The organism is Pseudomonas sp. TE3899 (genome assembly GCF_056279105.1).
In genome coordinates this window covers 3,188,192-3,209,635 of record NZ_JBWBQR010000001.1, presented here as the reverse complement: position 1 = coordinate 3,209,635, position 21,444 = coordinate 3,188,192, and the positions used below count along the sequence as shown (strand labels likewise).

At 60.9% G+C, this 21,444-nt stretch carries 20 protein-coding genes; all 20 read left to right on the top strand.

What is annotated here, in order from left to right; translation table 11 throughout:
• Nucleotides 1-259: 259 nt before the first annotated feature.
• The 20 genes from rfbF to fliD all read left to right on the top strand — a co-directional run bounded on the left by rfbF (nt 260) and on the right by fliD (nt 21,397).
• On the top strand, nt 260-1,033 hold the full coding sequence (rfbF, locus tag ACZ89E_RS14695; protein WP_149657047.1) for a glucose-1-phosphate cytidylyltransferase: 774 nt from the start codon (nt 260-262) through the stop codon (nt 1,031-1,033).
• Complete coding sequence (gene rfbG / locus ACZ89E_RS14690) at nt 1,015-2,097, top strand: CDP-glucose 4,6-dehydratase (protein ID WP_149657046.1); 1,083 nt, start codon at nt 1,015-1,017, stop codon at nt 2,095-2,097. The genes rfbF and rfbG overlap by 19 nt, the downstream gene beginning before the upstream one ends.
• On the top strand, nt 2,094-2,654 hold the full coding sequence (locus ACZ89E_RS14685) for a dTDP-4-dehydrorhamnose 3,5-epimerase family protein (RefSeq protein WP_476255935.1): 561 nt from the start codon (nt 2,094-2,096) through the stop codon (nt 2,652-2,654). Before rfbG ends, ACZ89E_RS14685 begins: the two co-directional genes overlap by 4 nt.
• Nucleotides 2,651-3,877, top strand: a complete 1,227-nt coding sequence (locus tag ACZ89E_RS14680; protein WP_476255934.1) for a methyltransferase domain-containing protein — start codon at nt 2,651-2,653, stop codon at nt 3,875-3,877. The genes ACZ89E_RS14685 and ACZ89E_RS14680 overlap by 4 nt, the downstream gene beginning before the upstream one ends.
• Nucleotides 3,874-4,995 (top strand): DegT/DnrJ/EryC1/StrS family aminotransferase, encoded by a 1,122-nt coding sequence (locus tag ACZ89E_RS14675; RefSeq protein WP_476255933.1) that lies wholly within the window; start codon nt 3,874-3,876, stop codon nt 4,993-4,995. Before ACZ89E_RS14680 ends, ACZ89E_RS14675 begins: the two co-directional genes overlap by 4 nt.
• Nucleotides 4,992-5,657 (top strand): acetyltransferase, encoded by a 666-nt coding sequence (locus tag ACZ89E_RS14670; protein ID WP_476255932.1) that lies wholly within the window; start codon nt 4,992-4,994, stop codon nt 5,655-5,657. The genes ACZ89E_RS14675 and ACZ89E_RS14670 overlap by 4 nt, the downstream gene beginning before the upstream one ends.
• Nucleotides 5,658-5,687: 30 nt before the next feature.
• Entirely contained in the window at nt 5,688-6,416 is a 729-nt protein-coding gene (locus ACZ89E_RS14665) for a cephalosporin hydroxylase family protein (protein WP_476255931.1), read from the top strand.
• Between the two features lie 50 nt (nt 6,417-6,466).
• Nucleotides 6,467-9,391, top strand: coding sequence for a TIGR00180 family glycosyltransferase (locus ACZ89E_RS14660; protein ID WP_476255930.1), 2,925 nt, complete (start codon nt 6,467-6,469; stop codon nt 9,389-9,391).
• Nucleotides 9,392-9,404: 13 nt separating this feature from the next.
• The gene (gene pseB / locus ACZ89E_RS14655; RefSeq protein WP_149657040.1) at nt 9,405-10,406 is read left to right on the top strand and encodes a UDP-N-acetylglucosamine 4,6-dehydratase (inverting); all 1,002 of its coding nucleotides are present in this window, start codon (nt 9,405-9,407) and stop codon (nt 10,404-10,406) included.
• Nucleotides 10,403-11,563 carry a UDP-4-amino-4,6-dideoxy-N-acetyl-beta-L-altrosamine transaminase gene (pseC, locus tag ACZ89E_RS14650; protein WP_476255929.1) on the top strand — a complete coding sequence of 387 codons (1,161 nt, stop codon included), beginning with the start codon at nt 10,403-10,405 and terminating at the stop codon, nt 11,561-11,563. Before pseB ends, pseC begins: the two co-directional genes overlap by 4 nt.
• 57 nt (nt 11,564-11,620) lie before the next feature.
• Entirely contained in the window at nt 11,621-12,241 is a 621-nt protein-coding gene (locus tag ACZ89E_RS14645) for a pseudaminic acid biosynthesis-associated methylase (RefSeq protein ID WP_476255928.1), read from the top strand.
• Entirely contained in the window at nt 12,238-12,939 is a 702-nt protein-coding gene (gene pseF / locus ACZ89E_RS14640) for a pseudaminic acid cytidylyltransferase (protein WP_476255927.1), read from the top strand. The genes ACZ89E_RS14645 and pseF overlap by 4 nt, the downstream gene beginning before the upstream one ends.
• Entirely contained in the window at nt 12,936-14,441 is a 1,506-nt protein-coding gene (gene pseG / locus ACZ89E_RS14635) for a UDP-2,4-diacetamido-2,4,6-trideoxy-beta-L-altropyranose hydrolase (protein ID WP_476255926.1), read from the top strand. The genes pseF and pseG overlap by 4 nt, the downstream gene beginning before the upstream one ends.
• Nucleotides 14,434-15,486: a pseudaminic acid synthase gene (pseI, locus tag ACZ89E_RS14630; protein WP_476255925.1), complete on the top strand. Its 1,053-nt coding sequence runs from the start codon at nt 14,434-14,436 to the stop codon at nt 15,484-15,486. The genes pseG and pseI overlap by 8 nt, the downstream gene beginning before the upstream one ends.
• A gap of 229 nt (nt 15,487-15,715) precedes the next feature.
• On the top strand, nt 15,716-16,642 hold the full coding sequence (locus tag ACZ89E_RS14625) for a ketoacyl-ACP synthase III (protein WP_463259756.1): 927 nt from the start codon (nt 15,716-15,718) through the stop codon (nt 16,640-16,642).
• Nucleotides 16,643-16,780: 138 nt separating this feature from the next.
• On the top strand, nt 16,781-18,073 hold the full coding sequence (locus tag ACZ89E_RS14620; protein WP_476255924.1) for a motility associated factor glycosyltransferase family protein: 1,293 nt from the start codon (nt 16,781-16,783) through the stop codon (nt 18,071-18,073).
• The gene (locus tag ACZ89E_RS14615) at nt 18,070-18,336 is read left to right on the top strand and encodes a hypothetical protein (protein ID WP_476255923.1); all 267 of its coding nucleotides are present in this window, start codon (nt 18,070-18,072) and stop codon (nt 18,334-18,336) included. Before ACZ89E_RS14620 ends, ACZ89E_RS14615 begins: the two co-directional genes overlap by 4 nt.
• 243 nt (nt 18,337-18,579) lie before the next feature.
• Nucleotides 18,580-19,431, top strand: coding sequence for a flagellin domain-containing protein (locus ACZ89E_RS14610; RefSeq protein WP_133839148.1), 852 nt, complete (start codon nt 18,580-18,582; stop codon nt 19,429-19,431).
• 72 nt (nt 19,432-19,503) lie between these two features.
• A complete protein-coding gene (locus ACZ89E_RS14605) occupies nt 19,504-19,872 on the top strand; it encodes a flagellar protein FlaG (RefSeq protein ID WP_149657032.1) in 369 nt (122 codons plus the stop codon).
• Nucleotides 19,873-19,954: 82 nt separating this feature from the next.
• A complete protein-coding gene (gene fliD / locus ACZ89E_RS14600; protein ID WP_149657031.1) occupies nt 19,955-21,397 on the top strand; it encodes a flagellar filament capping protein FliD in 1,443 nt (480 codons plus the stop codon).
• Nucleotides 21,398-21,444 lie beyond the last annotated feature (47 nt).

Below are 21,444 nucleotides of genomic sequence, written 5' to 3'. Positions count from 1 at the left end.
TTTTTGTTGCCTGTGATATCGAGGTGCCCGACTCCCTCGCCACAGGTTGTTTATCGCCAATCCCTTCGCTTGCCTGACTGGCATTAGGCGATTGAAAGAGCTGGCGCGTTTCCTGCAAGTCCCCCTCCATATCGCCATAAAAAGAGCACTGGCGGCGTTGCCGGCGGTGCCAGGCGCGGCGTTCAGCGTTTTATCCAGATGGCCCGCCAACGCTTGATACAGCGTGGCCGGGCCCTGTGACGAACAAGAGGGGAAGAGGATGAAGGCAGTTATTTTGGCGGGCGGACTGGGCACTCGCATCAGTGAAGAGTCGCACCTCAAACCCAAACCGATGATCGAGATCGGCGGCAAGCCAATTCTCTGGCACATCATGAAGCAGTACTCCGCCCACGGTATCCACGATTTCGTGATTTGCCTGGGTTACAAGGGCTACGCGATCAAGGACTTCTTCGCCAACTATTTCCTGCACACCTCTGACGTCACCTTCGACATGTGCAACAACCGCATGGATGTGCACCAGAACTACAGCGAGCCATGGCGCGTCACGCTGATTGATACCGGCGAAGACACCATGACGGGCGGCCGTTTGCGCCGCGCCCGGCGTTACGTCGAAGACGAGCAGGCCTTCTGTTTTACTTACGGCGACGGTGTCTCGGACCTGAATATCGGGGCCCTGGTGGACTTCCACCTTGAACACGGCAAGCTCGCGACCGTCACGGCCGTGCAACCCCCAGGCCGCTACGGTGCGCTGAATCGCGATGGCGACCGCGTCCTTGGCTTCACCGAAAAACCCCGGGGCGATGGTGGCTGGATCAATGGCGGCTTCTTTGTCCTGTCGCCCAAGGTCTTGCCCTTGATCGACGGCGACGACACGTCGTGGGAGTCGGGGCCGCTGGATGGCCTGGCCGAACGCGGTGAGTTGATGGCGTTCCAGCACGACGGCTTCTGGCAACCGATGGACACCCTGCGCGACAAGAACCACCTCGAAGCACTGTGGCAGAGCGGGGAGGCCCCATGGAAGCAATGGGACTGAGCCCGCAATTCTGGCGCGGCAAACGGGTTCTGGTCACCGGGCACACCGGTTTCAAGGGCAGTTGGCTGACGTTGTGGCTGCAAAGCCTGGGCGCCGAGGTCAGCGGGTTTTCCCTGGATCCGTCGACCGAGCCGAGCCTGTTCGAACTGGCGCGCGTGCACGAAGGCATCAACGATCAGCGGGGCGACCTGCGTGACCTCGGCGCTTTGCTGGAACTGATCGCCGACACCGAGCCGGAGATTGTCTTGCACCTGGCGGCACAGCCGCTGGTGCGTGAAGGGTATCGCGACCCGTTGGGTACTTATTCCAGCAACGTCATGGGCACCCTGAACCTGCTCGAAGCGATCCGCCAGGTTGGCTGCGTCCGCGCCTGCGTGCTGGTGACCACCGACAAGGTCTACGCCAACAAGGAATGGCTGTGGCCGTACCGCGAAGACGAAGCCCTCGGTGGCCACGATCCCTACAGCAGCAGCAAGGCCTGCTGCGAATTGCTGGCGCAATCCTATGCCGCGTCGTTTTTCGCCGCCGAGCGTTATGAAGAACACGGTCTGGCCCTGGCCACGGCCCGCGCCGGCAACGTGTTGGGCGGTGGCGACTTCGCGCCTGAGCGACTGATCCCGGACGTGCTCAAGGCCTGGTCGGCCAACGAGCCGGTGACCCTGCGCTACCCGCAAGCCGTGCGCCCGTGGCAGCACGCGCTGGAGCCGCTGGCCGGTTACCTGCAACTGGCGGCCGGGCTTTACGAGAAAGGCCCGGACTACGCTGGTGCGTGGAACTTCGGCCCGAGCGAGGCGGACATGTGCAGCGTTGGCGAAGTGGTCGAACTGCTCGCCAGCCGCTGGCCGCAAGCCCGTGGCTTGCGCATCGAACCGAGTGATCTGCATGAAGCCGGCCTGTTGCGCCTCGACAGCAGCCGTGCCCGGCAACTGCTCGGCTGGCAGCCACGCTGGTCGTTGCAGCAATGCCTGACGCAGACCCTCGACTGGCATCTGGCGTGGCAAAACGGCGATGACATGCGCGGCGTCACGCTGAGCCAGTTGAACCTGTACCGAGGCGCACTGTGAGCGAGTTTTTACTGAAAGCATTGCCGCTGAACGGCTTGTTCAGCGTGCAGCACAAACGCTTTGAAGATGATCGCGGGCACTTCGCCCGACTGTTCTGCGAGGGCAGCCTGAGCGCCTTCGGCCAGGCGTTGCATATCCGTCAGATCAACCATTCCTGCACCCGCGAGCGCGGCAGTGTGCGCGGCTTGCATTACCAGAATGCCGAGGCCCCGGAAGCCAAGTTGATCACTTGCCTGCGCGGTGAAGTCTGGGATGTGGCGGTGGACCTGCGCCCCGACTCCGAGACCTTCCTGCACTGGCACGCCGAACACTTGCGCGCCGGTGACGGTCGCAGCCTGTTGATCCCGGCCGGGTTCGCCCACGGTTTCCAGACCCTCACCGATGACGCCGAGTTGCTGTACCTGCACAGCGCCGACTACGCGCCGGCCCACGAGGGCGGTGTGTCGGTGAACGATCCACGGCTGGCGATTGCCTGGCCGTTGCCTGTCAATAATCTGTCAGCCCGGGACGCGAGCCATCCCGTGCTCGACGAACACTTCGCCGGAGTGCGTCTATGAACTGCCGTGGTTGCGCTACGCCGCTGGCCTTGCCGCTGATCGACCTCGGTACCTCGCCGCCGTCCAATGCCTATGTACGCGCCGATCAATTGGAGCAGGCCGAGCAGTGGGTGCCGCTGAAAGTCGCGGTGTGCCAACAATGCTGGCTGGTACAAACCGAGGATTACACCAGCGCCGACAGCCTGTTCGACGCCGAATACGCCTATTTCAGTTCGTTCTCCAGTACCTGGCTGGCCCATGCCGAGCGCTATGTGGCGGAGATGGTCGAGCGCTTTGGCTTGACGGCTGACAGCCGCGTGGTGGAAATCGCCGCCAACGACGGTTACCTGTTGCAGTACGTCGCCGGGCGCGGCATTCCGTGCCTGGGTGTCGAGCCGACCCGCAGCACCGCGCAAGCGGCGCGGGAAAAAGGCCTGGAGATTCGTGAACTGTTCTTCGGTCGCGAGACGGCGTCGCAACTGGTCACGGAAGGCTGGTCCGCCGACCTGATGGCCGCCAATAACGTGCTGGCCCACGTCCCGGACATCAACGACTTCCTCGGCGGTTTTGCGACCCTGCTCAAACCGACCGGCGTGGCGACCTTCGAATTTCCGCAACTGCTGACGCTGATGGCCGGCCAGCAGTTCGACACGCTGTATCACGAGCACTATTCGTACCTGTCCCTGACGGCCGTGCAAACCTTGTGCGAGCGCAATGGCCTGGAAGTGTTCGATGTCAGCCAGTTGTCGACCCACGGCGGTTCGCTGCGGGTGTTCGTCCAGCGCGCCGATGGCCAGCGTCGCGAGGTCCAGCCAGCGGTTCAACAGCAGTTGCAGGCCGAAGTCGCGGCGGGTGTGAAAACCCCTGAGTACTACGCGAGCCTGGCGCCGGCGGCGGAGCGCATCAAGCACGAGCTGCTGCGTTTCCTGTTGCAGGCCAAGGCCGACGGTAAACGTGTCGTTGGTTACGGCGCCGCCGCCAAGGGCAACACCTTGCTCAACTACGCCGGGGTTAAGCCGGACCTGCTGGCCTGGGTCGCCGATGCCAACCCGCACAAGCAGGGCAAGTACCTGCCGGGCAGCCGCATTCCGATTGTTTCGCCCGAACGCATCGAGATCGAGAAACCCGACTACGTGCTGGTGTTGCCGTGGAACCTGCTGGATGAAATCACCCAGGCGTTTGCCGGCATTCGTGCCTGGGACGGTCGTTTTGTCATCGCCATTCCCGAGTTGATTATTCGATGAGCCGAATTCATTACACCAAACCGAGTGTCGGTGAGCTGGAAGCGCGTTACGCCCTCGATGCCGTGCAGAACGGTTGGGGCGAGCGCTGTTACGAATACCTGACCCGCTTCGAAAAAGCTTTCGCCGAGCATGTCGGCACGACCTACGCGATCGCGACGTCCAGTTGCACCGGGGCGTTGCACATGGGGATGGCCGCACTGGGCATCGGCGCGGGTGACGAGGTGATACTCGCTGATACCAATTGGATCGCCTCCGCCGCGCCCATCACCTACCTGGGCGCGACGCCGGTGTTTGTCGACGTGCTGGCTGACAGTTGGTGCCTGGACCCGCAGCAGGTTCGCCGGGCGATCACGCCGCGGACCAAAGCCATCCTGGCCGTGCACATCTACGGCAACCTCTGCGACATGGACGAATTGTTGGCCATCGGCCGCGAGTTTGGCCTGCCGGTCATCGAGGATGCTGCCGAAGCGATCGGCTCGCAGTGGCGCGGCCACGCGGCTGGAGCACTGGGGGCGTTCGGCGCGTTTTCCTTCCACGGCACCAAGACCATGACCACCGGCGAGGGCGGCATTTTCGTCACCTCGGACAAGGCGCTGTATGAACGCGTGCTGACCCTGTCCAACCACGGTCGAGTCGCAGGCAACAGCAAACAGTTCTGGCCGGATTTCATCGGTTTCAAATACAAGATGAGCAACCTGCAGGCGGCCGTCGGTTGTGCCCAGGTTGAGCGGATCGAAGAGCTGATCGAGCGTAAACGGGCGATCTTCGCTTACTACGCCCAGGCGTTGGCCGGGTTGCCGGGTGTGTCGATGAACCCTGAACCCGAGCATGGGCGCAACGGTTACTGGATGCCCACCGTGGTGTTTGATCGCGAACTGGGGATCACTCGGGACATCTTGATCGCGGCGTTCCAGGCGGCCGACATCGACGCGCGCGTGTTCTTCTGGCCGCTGTCCTCGTTGCCGATGTTCAGCGACGTCACGGCGGACTCGCCGGTGGCGTATGCACTGCCAGAGCGCGCGATCAACCTGCCGAGTTACCACGACATGACGGACGACGATCAGCACCGCGTGATCGAGGTGCTGCGCGCGCTCTTGCTCAAAAGGACTTCGCTATGAAGGTGTATTTGCTGGGCGCGGCCAATCCTGAAGCGGTACGGATGATCCTCACCCTGCAGCGCCATCAGCCGGATGTGCAATTTGCCTTCCTCGATAACGATCCGGCGAAACAAGGCACGCTGTTTCATGGCGTGCCGGTGGTGGGCGGCACCGACAAAGTGGCAGAGCTCAAAGGCGCCGACACGCGGTTCGTCAACCTGATCACCGGCAGCACGTCGCTGCGGTATCAGACCACCCGCGAGATCGTCGAGGCCGGTGGCACCCTGGGCAACTTTATTCACCCCGGGATCGACCTGACGATGATCACGATGGGCGTGGGCACCTATTTGCAGGAGGGCGTGATTATGCAGGCGCAAGTCAGCCTGGGTGATAACACCAGTATCAGCGCTGGCAGTGTGGTCGGCCACGAGGGGCGGATCGGTCACTCGGTGTTCATGGCGCCCGGTGTCTGCATCGCCGGTTGTGTCGAAATCGGTGACGGTACTTTCATCGGTACCAACGCCACGATCCTGCCGCGTTTGCGCATCGGCCGTTGGGTCACCATCGGCGCGGGTGCCGTGGTGATCAATGATGTTCCTGACTATGCGGTCGTGGTGGGCAGTCCCGCCAGGACCATCAAGACCAACCCTGTTTCCTTTCAAGACGGTCGGGTTTTCAAGTAACCGCCGCGGCTAATTTCTGGAGCGTTTGTAATGAATCCTCATGAGCAGTTTCGTGAAGAAGTAAAAGAAAACATCGAAGGCCTGCAACAGGACAAAGCCCTGCAAGCCGAGTCCCTGGACTGGGTTGGCACCACCGCCAAGCACAAGTACACCTACAACTTCAGCTGGATGGGCCGCCCGATTATCCAGTTCCCCCAGGACATGGTCGCCATGCAGGAGATCATCTGGGAGCTGCGCCCGGACATCATCGTCGAAACCGGTATCGCCCACGGCGGTTCCCTGGTGTTCTACGCGTCGATTCTGGAGCTGATGGGCCATGGCGAAGTGCTGGGCATCGACATCGATATCCGCCAGCACAACCGTGAAGCGATCGAAGCGCACCCGATGTTCAAGCGCATCGACATGATCCAGGGTTCGAGCATCGATCCGGCGATCGTCGATCAGGTTCGCCAACGCATCGAGGGCAAGAAAGTGCTGGTGGTGTTGGACTCCAACCACACCCACGAACACGTGCTCGAAGAGCTGCGTGCCTACGCGCCGATGGTCTCGGTGGGCAGCTACTGCGTGGTGATGGACACCGTGGTTGAAGACATGCCGGAAGATGCGTTCCCGGACCGTCCATGGGGTAAGGGGGATAACCCGAAAACCGCCGTGTGGGCCTACCTGGAAGAAAATCGCGATTTTGAAATCGACCAGGCCATTCACAGCAAATTGCTGATCACAGTCGCGCCTGATGGCTATCTGCGTCGCGTACGTTAATCAACAACATCGTCGGTTTTTTCGGCTAATGGCCGGTTGTGGGGACATTTATGCAAGGCAAGAACAATTCTGAACACGGGCTGGCGCTCAACGAACAGTTGACCGTGGTGCTGATCTCTCACGAGCGCCCGGCATTTCTGCGTCGGGCGGTACGTTTTTACAGCAGCTTGCCCTGCAGGATTCTCGTACTGGACTCCTCCACCGAGGCCCAGCCAGCCATGGCGGGTCAATTCCCTAACGTGGACTATCTGCATCTGCCGCAGTTCGGTTACTGGGGGATTCGTGCGAAGTTGGCGTATGGCGTGGAGCAAGTGACCACACCGTTCATGGTGTTCGCCGCCGACGATGACTTCCTTGTCCATGACGCTTTGTATGAAGCCACCGAATTCATGGTGGCCAACCCCGATTACAGCCTGTGTCATGGCTATAGCATGATGTACCTGGCGCTGCCCAACGGCGTCAGTTACTACCGGCGCGACAAGAAAGTCTGTGAAGACTATTCGGCTGAACACGCCCAGGACCGTATTCTGGATTACATGCAGCAATACATCCCGCCGTTCTATGCCGTGCAGCGCACCGCGCTTCTGCGTGACTGGTATCACGCCATGCCAGAGGAAACGATCTTCCAGTGGCAGGAAGTCGGCCATACGTATTACATGCTGGCGCGGGGCAAAGTGCGCATTCTGCCGATCGGCTATGTCGTGCGTGAGATCAACTACGAGCATTCCGACCACAAGACCGAGATCTTCCACTCATTGGCGTTTACCGATACCAAGTCGGTCGCCGAGCGTGAAGACTTCGCCGGTTTCCTGGCCGCGCTGCCCACTCAGATTCGTGACCTGGATCCTGAACAAGGTGTGCAGTTCGTGCTCGAAAGCTTCGCGGTGCTGGCCGAAAGCCTGCGCACGGGGCGTGCACTGACGGCCGAACTGATCATCGAGTCAGCGTGGACGAGCGCCGAGCCAGGTCCCCAGCGTCGTTTCGGCCCCAAGCAGTACATCGAAATGCCGTTTTACAATCAGGCGTTTTTCGATCAGTTGACGCAGTTTGAATTCCTCCTGCACGCGATGCCGGCCGGTCGTGTCCAGTTGCAAGGCCTGGAAGGTGTGTGGACACAGCAGGAACACTTGCTGCGCGCGCGCAACAACGATACGCCGGAAAGTGTGGTCGACCGGTTGTGGATGGCCCATGACTGCAATGCGTTCAACCGCACCGTGGTCAAACGCCTGGCGGCGCAACTGGAGCTGCTGGGCGAGGAGGAGGACGCGCAAACCCTGCGTGACTGGCTCGCTCGCCTCGAGGCCGTATCGGTCGATACGCAACAAGCGGCCTTCGACAAGATGCAGTCCGGCCGCCTGCTCAAATGGCTGGCGCCGCGACAGCCCGATGCCGAGCAGTCCGAGTCAATTGCCCGGCACCTGGCCGCGAACGATGGCGGCCCGCAGTTCGGCATCTTTGTGCTCGACCTCGACAACAACATCGACCAGGTGCAAGTCACCCTCGACAGCCTGGTCGAGGGGCATGGCAAAGCCTTCAAAATCGTGGTCTTCACCACCGGTGAACCGCCAGCGGCGACCACCGGGCACAACACATTGCACTTTGTCCGGGTCACCCAGGGCAACTTTGTCGACAAGCTCAACCAGAGCGCCCGGCAGTCGGCATGCGACTGGCTGTTGCTGGCGCAAGCGGGTGACGAGTTCACCGCTGGCGGGCTGTTGCGCGCCAGTCTGGAGCTGATGGCGGCGACCGATGTGCGAGCGGTCGCCACCGACGAAATCCAGCGCATGGCCAATGGTGCGCTGGTGGATGTGTTCCGCCCTGGCTTCAACCTTGACCTGCTGCAAAGCCTGCCGGCGCTGATGGCGCGGCACTGGCTGATTCGTCGGGACGTGTTGCTTGAGGTCGGCGGTTACGAAGCCGATTTCAGCAAGGCGCTGGAATTCGACGTGCTGCTGCGCATCATTGAACAGGGCGGTCTCGGCGGTCTGGCGCATCTGGACGAGCCGTTGCTGATCACCCAGGCGCCCGCGCTGGAAGAAAACGCGCATGAGCGCCAGGCGTTGCTGCGACACCTGGGCAATCGCGGCTACAAGGCCAAGATCACATCGTCGGTGCCGGGCACCTATCAGATCGATTATCGCCATACCGAACGGCCGCTGGTCTCGATCATTGTGCCTGCCGGGGATGATCTGCCTGAGTTGCAGCGCTGCCTGGAAGGCGTGTTGCTCAGAACCCGATACACCCGCTATGAAGTGCTCATCGCGGCCAATCCGAATCAGTCGGCGGCCGTCAACGATTGGCTGGGCATGCTGCAGAACGCCAAGGTGCGGGTCCTGTTTGCGGATCAACCCTTGAGCGACGCGGCCGCGTGCAACGCCGCCAGTCAGCAGGCCCAGGGCGAGTACCTGGTGCTGTTGGCCGCTGACGCTGAAGTGGTCAACCCGAACTGGATCGAGTCGTTGCTCAACCATGCCCAACGTCCGGAAGTCGGTATCGTTGGTGCCAAGTTGATTGATCGTGAGCGCAAGATCGCCCAGGCCGGTCTGATTCTGGGCTTGAACGGAGGCGTCGGCTCGGCCTTTGTCGGGGAAGAACACAACGCCAGCGTCTACATGCAACGACTGGCCGTGGAGCAGAACTACTCCGCCGTCTCGAAGGTGTGTCTGATGGTGCGCAAAGAACTGTTCGACGGCTTGGGCGGTCTGGACGACGTGACCTTCGGCGACGGTTTCAGTGATGTCGATTTGTGCCTCAAGGCCGGGCAGGCGGGTTATCTCACCGTGTGGACGCCGCTGGTCCAGGTGATTCATTCGGGCGACCTGTCGCAGGCGCCGCAGGCCCTGAGTGCGTTGCGTGAAAAATGGTCCGCCCACTTCGCTCAGGACTCGGCCTACAACGCCAACCTGGCCTTGACTGGCAAAGGCTTCGCCCTGGGCGAAAGCACTCCGATCGACTGGGCGCAGTTGCTCGTCTAAAAGGATTCACGGCATGTTCAACGGTAAATCGATTTTCATCTCGGGCGGCACCGGTTCGTTCGGGCGTAATTTCATCCGCCGCTTGCTGGAGCAATACCAGCCCAAGCGGGTGGTGGTGTTCTCCCGCGACGAGCTCAAGCAGTACGAGATGCAGCAGACGTTCAACGCACCCTGCATGCGCTACTTCCTCGGTGATGTGCGCGATGCCGAGCGTTTGCGCCAGGCCATGCGCGGCATCGATTACGTGGTGCATGCCGCAGCCCTCAAGCAAGTGCCGGCCGCCGAATACAACCCGACCGAATGCATTCGGACCAACGTCAACGGCGCGGAAAACATCATTGCCGCCGCCATCGACAACGGCGTCAAGCAAGTGGTCGCGCTGTCCACCGACAAGGCGGCCAGCCCGATCAACCTGTACGGTGCGACCAAGTTGCTGTCGGACAAACTGTTCGTGGCCGCCAACAACATTGCCGGCGAGCAACAGACCCGGTTTGCCGTGGTGCGCTACGGCAACGTGGCCGGCTCGCGGGGCTCGGTGGTGCCGTTTTTCAGCAAGCTGATCAACGAAGGCGCCACCGAACTTCCGATCACCGACGAGCGCATGACGCGCTTCTGGATCACCCTCGACCACGGTGTGCAGTTCGTGCTCGACAGCTTTGCCCGGATGCACGGCGGTGAAGTGTTCGTGCCCAAGATCCCGTCGATTCGCATCGTCGATCTGGCGCTGGGCATGGCCGAGCACTTGCCGCACAAACACGTGGGGATTCGTCCGGGGGAAAAACTCCATGAACTGATGGTGCCGCTGGACGATGCACGAATGACCCTGGAGTTCGCCGATCACTACACCATCCAGCCGTCGATCCGCTTCACCAGCGTCGACGTGGATTTTGCCGTGGACAAACTGGGCGAGCAGGGCAAACCGGTGAGCGAAGACTTCGAGTACCGCTCCGACACCAACCCGCATTACCTCACGGTCAGCCAGATCGCCGATCTGCACGCGGAGCTGCCGGCATGATTCCCTATGGTCGGCAAAGCCTGGATCAGAGCGACATCGACGCGGTGGTCGCGGTGTTGCAGTCCGACTGGCTGACCCAGGGCCCGACCGTCGAGCGCTTCGAACAGGCCATGGCCGAGCGTTGCCAGGCCGATTTCGCGGTGGCGGTGTGTAACGCCACGGCGGCGTTGCACATCGCTTGCCTGGCGGCGGGGCTTGGGCCGGGCGATCGGTTGTGGACCACGCCCAATACCTTTTTGGCGTCGGCCAATTGCGGCCGTTATTGCGGCGCCGAGGTGGACTTCGTCGACATCGACCCGCTGACCTGGAACCTCGATGCCTACGCCCTGAAAGCCAGACTGGAAGCGGCGCAGGATAACGGCACGCTGCCCAAAGTGCTGGTGGCGGTGGCGTTCTCCGGGCAGAGCTGCGACATGCGGATGATCGCCGCACTGGCCGAGCGTTACGGCTTCACGGTCATTGAAGACGCCTCCCACGCGGTCGGCGCCGCCTATGCCGGGCGACCGGTGGGCTGCGGTGAATTTGCGGCAATGACGGTGTTCAGTTTTCATCCGGTGAAAATCATCACCAGCGCCGAAGGTGGCATGGTCCTGACCAATCGCCAGGACCTCGCCGAGCGCCTGCAACGCTTGCGCAGCCACGGCATGACCCGGGACCCGGCGCAGATGACCGAACCCAGCCACGGCCCCTGGTATTACCAGCAAGTGGAGCTGGGCTTCAATTACCGAATCACTGATTTGCAAGCGGCCCTTGGGCTGTCGCAACTCAACAGACTCGAAGACTTTATCGAGCGTCGGCGGGAACTGGCCGCGCGTTACGACCACTTGCTGGCGTACTTGCCGTTGACCTTGCCGAGCGCCCAACCCGAGGCCGAATCGGCGTGGCACCTGTATGTGGTGCGCTTGCAGCTGGATCGCATCAGCCTGAGCCATCGGCAGGTCTTCGAAGGGTTGCGAGCGGCGGGAATCGGCGTAAACCTGCACTACATTCCGGTGCATTTGCAGCCTTACTACCGTGACCTGGGGTTTGCTGAAGGCGATTTTCCTGAAGCGGAACGTTACTACGCCGAGGCCATCAGCCTGCCGCTGTTTCCGTTGCTCAGCGATGAACAACAGGACTACGTGGTCGAGCAACTGCGACGATTGACCGAACAATGACCTCGACCCCTACGGGTGTACACCCCGGTGTTAGTGATGAGCGGATGGGAATGTGCAATGCGTGAGCTGAGTGAACAGGAAAAATTCTGGCAGGGCGATTTCGGCAACCAGTACGTCGAGCGCAACGTCGGGCAACCCTTGGTCGCGGCCAACCTGGCCTTGTTCGCCAAGGCGCTGACCCGCGCCGGGCGCATCGAAAGCCTGTTGGAGTTGGGCACCAATGCCGGCAACAATTTGCAGGCCCTGCGTCAGCTGTTGCCGCAATCGGAACTGTTCGGCGTGGAGATCAATGAAAGCGCGTGCGCCCAGGCCCAGGCGCTGGGGATCGCCCAGATCTGGCACGGTTCGCTGTTCGATTTCCCCCGCCGGCGCACGTTTGACCTGACCCTGAGCAAAGGCGTGCTGATTCATCTGGCGCCGGAACTGCTGTCCGCCGCGTATGCGAAATTGTATGAATTGAGCCAGCGGTACATCCTGATCGCCGAGTACTACAACCCGGTGCCGGTCGAGGTGTCGTATCGCGGTAACAGCGGCAAGTTATTCAAGCGTGATTTCGCCGGTGAAATGCTCGATCGTTACGCTGACCTGCAACTGCTGGATTATGGGTTCGGCTACCATCGCGACCCGCAATTCCCGGTGGACGACATCACCTGGTTCCTTCTGGAAAAACGCCCTTGAACAACGTCGCAATCATCCCGGCCCGCGGTGGCAGCAAACGCATACCGCGCAAGAACCTCAAGCCGTTCGACGGCGTGCCGATGATTGCCCGCTCGATTAAAACCGCCCTCGATTCGGGGTTGTTCGCCCAGGTCGTGGTCAGCACCGACGATAAAGAAATCGCCGAGCTGGCCCGGGCCTGTGGTGCACAGGTGCCGTTCATGCGGCCGGCGGCGCTGGCGGATGACTTCACCGGCACGGCGGCGGTGATTGCCCACGCCTTGCAAGCGTTGCCGGCGCAGGATTTTGATTTCGCCTGTTGCATCTATGCCACGGCGCCGCTGCTGCAAATCCGGTTTCTGCAACAGGGCCTGGCGTTGCTGGAGCAGCACCCGGACAAGTCCTTTGCGTTCTCGGTGTGCGACTTCGCCTTCCCCGTACAGCGGGCGCTGACCCTTGACGATCACGGCGCATTGAGCGCGTTGTACCCCGAGTTTCGCCAGACGCGTTCGCAAGATCTGCCGCCGGCCTATCAGGACGCCGGGCAGTTTTATTGGGGGCGGCGCAGCGCCTGGTTGCAGGGCGAGGTGTTGTATTCGACGCAAAGCCTGCCGGTGATCTTGCCGCGCTATCTGGTGCAAGACATCGACACACCTGAAGACTGGAAGCGCGCCGAGTACCTGTATGCCGCGTTGAAGGCCGGTGGGGAGTTGCAATGAGAGTGCTGATCCGTGCCGACGCCTCGCCGACCATCGGCAGCGGCCATATCGCCCGCTTGCTGCCCCTGGCCCGGACCTTGCGCAAGCAGGGCGTGCACGTCGCGTTTGCCTGCCGCAAGTTGCCGGGGCATCGGCTCGACAGTCTGGCGGCCGAAGGCTTTGAAACCTTCGCGCTACCTGAGCGCTATCCCGAAGAAGACCCGCAACAAGCCATCGAATCGATGCTGCCGTGGCAGGCAGACATTGCCGCGCTGGGCGTGTTGCTGGAAAGCCAGGCGTCGTTCGACTGGATCATCGCCGACCACTATGGCCTCGATCACCACTGGCAGACCGCAGCGCGCCGCTGGGCGCCACGGATCGCGGCGGTGGATGATCTGGCGACACGCACCTACAGCGTCGACTTGCTGCTGAACCAGAACCTGTCGGGCACGCCACAGGCCTATGCCGGGCTGATTGGCCCCGATTGCCGGACCTTGCTCGGACCCCGTTTCGCCCTGCTGCGCGATGAATTCTGCTGCCCGGTGATTGATATCAAACCCCAGGCCAAACAGGTGCTGGTGAACTTCGGCGGCTTCGATGCAGCGATGCAAACCCATCACGCCATGCTCGCGCTGATGGACTTTGCAGCGCTGGAAGTCGACTTCGTCGCCGGTGCCGATAACCCGGCCTGGGACGCCATGCACGCGCTGGCGGCCGGTCGTCCGAACTGGCGCCTGCACCGTTTTGTCAGCGACTTTTACCGGTTGATGACCGAGGCCGATCTGTTTATCGGCGCCGGTGGCGGCACCAGTTGGGAGCGCGCCGCCATGGGGCTGCCGACGATTTGCATTGCCGTGTCGAACAATCAGCAGGCCAATGGCGAGGTCATGGCCACTGCAGGGGCCCATGTGTTCCTCGGCGCCCGGGAGCAGGTCAGCGTCGAGCAACTGCGCCAGGCCATCGGTTTCGTCGCGGGTAACCAGAGGTTGCGCCAGAGCCTGGCCGAGCGTTCCCGGCAGTTGGTCGATGGCCGTGGTGCGCAGCGTGTAGCGGCAGCGCTGGTCGGTGCAGTATTGCCGCTGCGCGTGGCGACGCTCGACGACGCGCGATTGTTGTTCGACGGACGCAATGCCGACGCGGTACGGCGCTGGTCACTGGACAGCCGCCTCCTCGATTGGCCGTCGCACCAGGCGTGGCTGGCGGCAAGTCTGGACAACGAGCAGCGCGTGCTATTGATCGCCGAGGCCGGCGATGGCCCGGTCGGGGCGCTGCGTTATGACCTTCATGGGTTGAGCGCCGAAGTTTCGATTTATCTGTTCGAAGGCCGTTTCGGCCTGGGCTGGGGCAGGGCGCTGCTGGCCCGGGGCGAAGCCTTCGTGAAGGCCCGCTGGCCGCAACTGCAAAGCATCACCGCGCAAGTCTTGCCCGCCAACCAGCCGTCGCTGAGCCTGTTTCGCGAAGCCGGTTTCACCCAGAGTGCTTGCGCGTTCACCCGCGTATTGAAGGATCACGTAAATGACTAGTTTCAAGATTGGCGATCGCCTGATCGGTGCCGATGCGCCGCCGTTCATCATTGCCGAGATGAGTGGCAACCATAACCAGTCCCTGGACGTGGCGCTGCAAATCGTCGAAGCCGCCGCCAAGGCTGGTGCCCACGCCTTGAAACTGCAAACCTACACCGCCGAGACCATGACCCTGGACCTCGATGAAGGCGAGTTCTTCATCAAGGACCCCAACAGCCTGTGGACCGGCACCTCGTTGTACGCGCTGTACGAGAAGGCCCATACGCCGTGGGAATGGCACGCGCCGATTTTCGCCCGCGCCAAGGCGTTGGGCATGTTGGCGTTTTCGACGCCGTTCGACGATACAGCGGTGGACTTCCTCGAAAGCCTCGATGTGCCGGCCTACAAAATCGCCAGTTTCGAAAACACTGATCTGCCGCTGATTCGCCGTGTGGCCGCGACCGGCAAGCCGTTGATCATCTCCACCGGCATGGCCAGCATCGCCGAGCTCGACGAAACCGTGCGCGCCGCCCGCGAGGCCGGTTGCAAGGATCTGGTGCTGCTCAAGTGCACCAGCACCTACCCGGCGACCCCGGCCAACAGCAATGTGCGGACCATCCCGCATCTGCGGGAATTGTTTGGTTGTGAGGTCGGGCTGTCCGATCACTCCATGGGCGTTGGTGTGTCGGTCGCGGCGGTGGCGCTCGGGGCGACCGTGGTGGAAAAGCACTTCACCCTCGACCGTGGCGCTGGCGGGGTCGACGCCAGTTTCTCCCTGGAGCCGGCGGAACTGGCCAGCCTGGTGATCGAAACCGAGCGCGCCTGGCAGGCCATGGGGAATGTGCATTACGGCGTGACCGAGGCCGAGCGCAAGTCGCTGGTGTACCGACGCTCGCTGTACGTTACCCAGGACATGGCCGCCGGTGAACCCTTCACCACCGCCAATCTGCGGGCCATTCGCCCAGGCCTGGGGCTGGCGCCCAAACACGCGCAAACCCTGCTGGGGCGCCGCGCCCGCCAGGCGATCAAGCGCGGAACGGCGCTCGACTGGTCATTGGTCGAATAACCCTTGTCGGGCTGATTCGGCAAAATAGCGTGACCTGTGAGTCATAACGCGCATCTTCACTGTATTGTATTGACCGGGGAGATGGCGCCTGGCCCTTTATCGGGTCCAGTGATAGCCCTTGACGCTTCCCGCTGCCGCCCGTTTCGGGCGGCTGAAAATCTTTGTATGTCGGCGCCCCTCGAATCCTTGCGAGCGGTGGTATTGGGCTGTTTATTATTGGGAAGCCGTAATGATTGGCATAAAAAGCATTGCGAGCTACGTTCCTGTAGCCGGCGTGGACAATTACGCACAAGGTGCAAAATTCGAGAAGGATGAAGAGTTCATCCTGGGCAAGATCGGTTCGGCCTTCCTGCCGCGCAAAGACGCTGAGCAGGAAACCTCGGACCTGTGTGTCGAAGCAGCCAACGCGCTGTTCGCCAACAACCCCGATTTGAAACGTGAAGCCATCGACGTGCTGATCGTCGTGACCCAGAACGGTGACGAAGAAGGCCTGCCGCACACCGCCGCCATCGTTCAGGACAAGCTGGGCCTGTCGACCAACGTGGCCGCGTTTGATATTTCCCTGGGCTGCTCGGGCTATGTCTACGGCCTCTACGCGATCAAGGGCTTCATGGAAGCCACGGGCCTGAAGAATGGCCTGCTGATCACCGCCGATCCGTATTCCAAGATCGTCGACCCGGAAGATCGCAACACCACCATGCTGTTCGGCGATGCCGCCACCGCGACCTGGATGGGCGACGGCGCGCCGTGGCAACTGGGCAAGGCCAAGTTCGGCACCGATGGTTCCGGCGCGCCGCACTTGAAGGTCACCGATGGCGTGTTCTACATGAACGGTCGCCAGGTCTTCAATTTCGCGCTGCTCAAAGTCCCGGCGCATCTGCATGAACTGCTGGATGAGTCAGGCCTCAAGGCTGACGACATCGACGCCTTTTGCATTCACCAGGGCAGCGCGGCAATTGTCGATGCGGTCGCCCGGCGTTTCGAAGGCGAGCCGGAGAAGTTCATCAAAGACATGGTCGAGACCGGTAATACCGTGTCGTCGAGTATTCCGCTGCTGCTGGAAAAACACGTCCTGGACTCTGACTGGCAGCGCGTTGCGTTGAGCGGTTTTGGTGTGGGACTGTCGTGGGGTTCGGCGATTATCTATCGTCCCTGAGCCGGTTCTGTAGGCGCAGCCTTCGGTAGCTCCTACCGGGTATGCAGCAGCCTTGAGAACCAAAACGGCCGACACAAAATAGCGTTCAAGGGTTAACCTTGAACGCTATTTTTTTGCCTGTATGAACAGCGAGGCAGCATGAGCGAATGCTTTGAAGACAACGCCCAGGTGATCGAGCGCCGCTGGCCGGCGTTGCATACGCGGCTGATGCTGGAGGACAGCACGTCGGTCCAGGCCGAGTTGACCGAGGGCCTGGCTTCGACGCTGAGCATTGACGGCATCCAGCTCACCAGTCGCCATGACCGTGTCCATGAAGCCCGTGTGCAGGCCGCCAGTTTGCCGGCGGACAGGCCGCAGTTGCATGTCTACGGCACCGGCCTTGGGGACTTGCCGGCGGTCCTGCTGGAGCGTGCCGGGCTTGAGCGCTTGTACGTGCACATCCTCAACGGCGCCCTGTTTGCGCTGGTGCTGCAATTGCTCGATCAACGGCACTGGCTCGACGACCCACGGGTGGAGCTGCTGTATGCCGGCGATCATGCGGATATCTACACGCCGTTTTTCGCACTGCCGGCGGAAATGCTGCTGGCCGATGACTTCAACGCCAAGATTCGTGATCGGCTGGTCAACGAAGTCCATCTGAGTTTCAACAATCGCGATTTCGACCCGCAATTGCCGTTCATTCAGCAGCGCTTGCAGGATTGCCTGGACGTGTTGCTCGCGGATGACGATGTGGCACATCTGTTTGGCACCTGCACCGGCCGTGAAATCTATGTGATTGGCACCGGGCCGACCCTGGAAAGTCACTTCGAGCGCCTGGCGGCGGTGCGCGGGCAGGCCGAGCGGCCGCTGTTCATCTGTGTCGACACCGCCTATCTGCCCTTGCGCAAGCACGGGATCGTTCCCGATCTGGTGGTGACGATCGACAAACTGATCAGTTTTCGACACTTGCCTTTCGAGGAATCCGACGGCATCCCGTTGGTGTACCTGCCCATGAGCGATCCGGCGGTGTTGAAGGTCTGGAAGGGCAAACGTTATGGCGCGTATACCGCCAGCCCGATCTATGACGCTTTGCGTCAGCAGCATCCCAGGGCGCAACTGCATGCGGGCGGCAGCGTGATTCACCCGGCCGTGGACCTGGCGGTAAAGATGGGCGCCACGCGCATTACCCTGTTCGGCGCCGACTTTGCCTTCCCGATGAACAAGACCCATGCCGGGTGGAATGACGGCGACCTGGGGCCAGCCCTGGAGCAGGCTCGACATTGGGTCCGTGACGGCTATGGCGAACGGGTCCGCACGCAGCTGAATTTTCGCGGCTACCTGTGTGTGCTGGAGCGTTATATCGCCGCGCATCCGCAAGTGAACTTCCTTAACAGCAGCCGCGCGGGCGCGATGATCGTCGGTACGCAGTTCAATCAGGAGTTTGTGCAATGAGTGCGCTGCAGAAGTGCATCGGCGAATGCCGCCAATGCGCCGGATTGTTCCGGTTGGGGCGGGATGTCGAAGCGGCGTTGGTCATGGTGGATGTCTTCGATGAGGCGCAACGGCTTTTAGCGTCCGCGCCTCAGGATGTTCAGCTGACGTGGGCGCAGGTACTGACCCAAATGCTGGCGAGTCAGGAGCGTCAGGATTGGTTGGGGCTTGCCGATTTCATGGAATATGAGCTGATTGATTTGCTGGAAAGTGCTCAGGGTTGAGGTCGACCAACGGCTCTGGCCTACGGGTTGGTGCCATGGACAGTTTTATGACGTCATTTTTTCGTGATTGAGGGGCCGCCAAGCCCTTGTTTTGCAAGGGGTGGCAGGGTGATGGCAAATATTTTTGAAAAAGCCCTCAAGCAACCTGCCAAGCCGACGATAACTATTACGAAGGTTCTCTAGGCCACACCCGGCGGTTGCCAGGGCCGGAAGCCGCAGTACCCAACCAACGAGGAATTCGTCATGGCTTTAACAGTAAACACCAACACTACGTCGTTGAACGTTCAGAAAAACCTGAACCGCGCTTCCGATGCCCTGTCCACCTCGATGCAGCGCCTGTCCTCCGGCCTGCGTATCAACAGCGCTAAAGACGACGCCGCTGGCCTGCAGATCGCTACCCGCATGACGACTCAGATCCGTGGTGGCAACCAGGCGATCCAGAACGCCAACGACGGTATCTCCGTTGCTCAGACCGCTGAAGGCGCGCTGCAAGCTTCGACCGACATTCTGCAACGTATGCGTGAACTGGCTGTTAAAGCACGTACCGGTACCAACGGCAGCGTTGACCAGACCGCTACCAACCTTGAATTCGGTCAGATGTCTGACGAATTGACCCGTATCTCCGCTTCGACCAACCTGAACGGCAAAAACCTGCTGGACGGTTCGGCTGGCACTGTGACCCTGCAAGTGGGCGCAAACACTGGTTCGGCTAACCACATCGACCTGGTACTGAGCTCCAAGTTCGACGCCGTCAGCCTGTCGGTTGGTAGCGGTACTGTAGTTCTGACCGGTGCAAGCGTTTCGGGCGCTGCTGCAAACATCGACAACGCAATCACCGCGATCGACGCTGCAATTGCAAGCATCAACAGCACTCGCGCTAGCCTCGGTGCTTCGCAAAACCGTCTGACCAGCACCATCGCCAACTTGCAAAACATTGTTGAAAACACCACTGCTGCACAAGGTCGCGTACAAGATACCGACTTCGCCGCAGAAACAGCTAACCTGACCAAACAGCAAACTCTGCAACAAGCTTCCACCGCTGTTCTGGCCCAGGCTAACCAGCTGCCATCCGCTGTACTGAAACTGCTTCAGTAATTTCGGATCGGGTTTTGGCGGGGGAGTGCGCTTGCGTGCTCTCTCGCTTTTTCCGTTTAAGAGGTGATGGTTATGGACATGAGCGTGAAGCTGAACTTGTCTTACCCGGCCGCGCAACCGGCGGTCAGCACTACCGAAAAGCCGGTCGAAAAGCCTCGTGCCGAAAGTACCCAGCCTGTCGCAGCCAGCAAAGGCTCTGATTCTGGTAAATCGGACAATTCGGATGAGTTGAAAATGGCCGTTCAAGAGATCGAAAAGTTCGTTCAGTCGGTCAAGCGCAACCTGGAATTTTCCATCGATGAGACGTCCGGCAAGGTCATCGTCAAGGTGATTGCCAGCGAGTCCGGTGAAGTCATTCGGCAGATTCCGTCAGCCGAAGCAATGAAGCTGGCTGAAAGCCTGCACAATGCCAGCAATGTTTTGTTCGATGCCAAAGCCTGATACTGGCATGAAACGTGTTTGTACGATCATTGATCGCTGACAGTGGTCAAAAGACCGGCGACACACAGAAAGGGAGATGCACATGGCAAGTCCAATTTTACCGGGTGCGGGTCTAGGCTCTGGTCTCGACATCGGTTCGATCGTGTCCGCGCTGGTCAACTCCGACAAGTCGGCCAAACAAACGCAAATTGATACCCAGACCAAAACCAACACCCTGAAAATTTCCGGTGTCGGCTCCTTGAAGAGTGCGCTGGCGGCCTACCAGGCCACGCTGACTCAACTCAACAGCGCGACCAGTCCTGCGTTTGCCGGTTTTACCGCGACGTCGGGCAATACTTCTGTTCTGGCTGCAACCTCGGATAACACGGCGGTTGCGGGTACCTACAACGTGGTTGTGCAGAGTCTGGCCACGGGTTCGAAAGTCGGCAGTGCTGCTTTCGCCGGCGGTGCCGCCAGTGCCATTCCGAGTGGTACTCTGAAAATCAGTCAAAATGGCACTGATTACAACGTCACGATTCCGGCCAATGCGACGTTGCAAAGTACCCGGGACGCGATCAACACCGCTCAAGCTGTCAACGGTATTTCCGCCAACATCGTGACCGACAGCACCGGTGCCTCGCGCCTGGTGATCAACTCCAACAAGACCGGTGCCGGTTCTGACCTAAATGTCAGCGGTATTGCCGGCCTCGAAATTGATGGCACCGTGCCGATGGGGTCCACCCCTGCGCCGGGTGCTTCCGGGGCCATCAACGGGATTGCCGCAGATGCCAAGCTGACCATCGACGGCCTGACCGTTACCAGCAAGAGCAATACGGTGACCGGTGCGATCAGTGGCCTGACGCTAAACCTGGCTGCAATGAGTCCAACTTCGGGTGGGGTTGGAACCCCGACTGTGGTCACTGTGGCGAGCAACACCACTGGCTTGCAGACATCGATTCAGGCGTTCGTCGATGCCTACAACACCCTGAAAAAAACCGTTGATTCCCTGACCACTGCGACAGCGGATGCCGATGGCAAGCTGACTGTTTCAGCGGCGTTCACCGGTGATTCGCTGCCGCGCTCGCTGATTGCGGACGTACGTGGCGTGCTGACCGCGCCGGGTGCGGCGGGTCCGTTGTCCGTGCTGTCGCAGATCGGTGTGATGACAGACGCGTTCACCGGTAACCTGAAATTCGACACGGCTGCGTTCACCAAGACCATGAGCAACAATGGCATGACCGGCCAGGTGCAGCAGTTGTTCAGTGGTACGGACGCTAACAACGGCTTGTTGGCGCGCATGGGCAAGGCGATCGACCCTTACTTGAAGACGGGCGGATTGCTCGATCAGCGCAACACCAACCTTACCAGTACGGCCAAGAAAATTTCCGAGCAGCAGAAGACGCTGGATCTGCATGTCACCAGCCTGACGCAGACCTTGACGGCCAAGTACAACGCCATGGACCTGCTGGTTGGGCAAATGAAAGCGACGGCGAGCAACATCACCTCGTTCTTCGCTTCCTTGAACGCCCAGAAGTCCGCCAGCTAGTCATGAGCTGACGACAAAAACCCGGCTACGCTTTCTGGCGTGCGCCG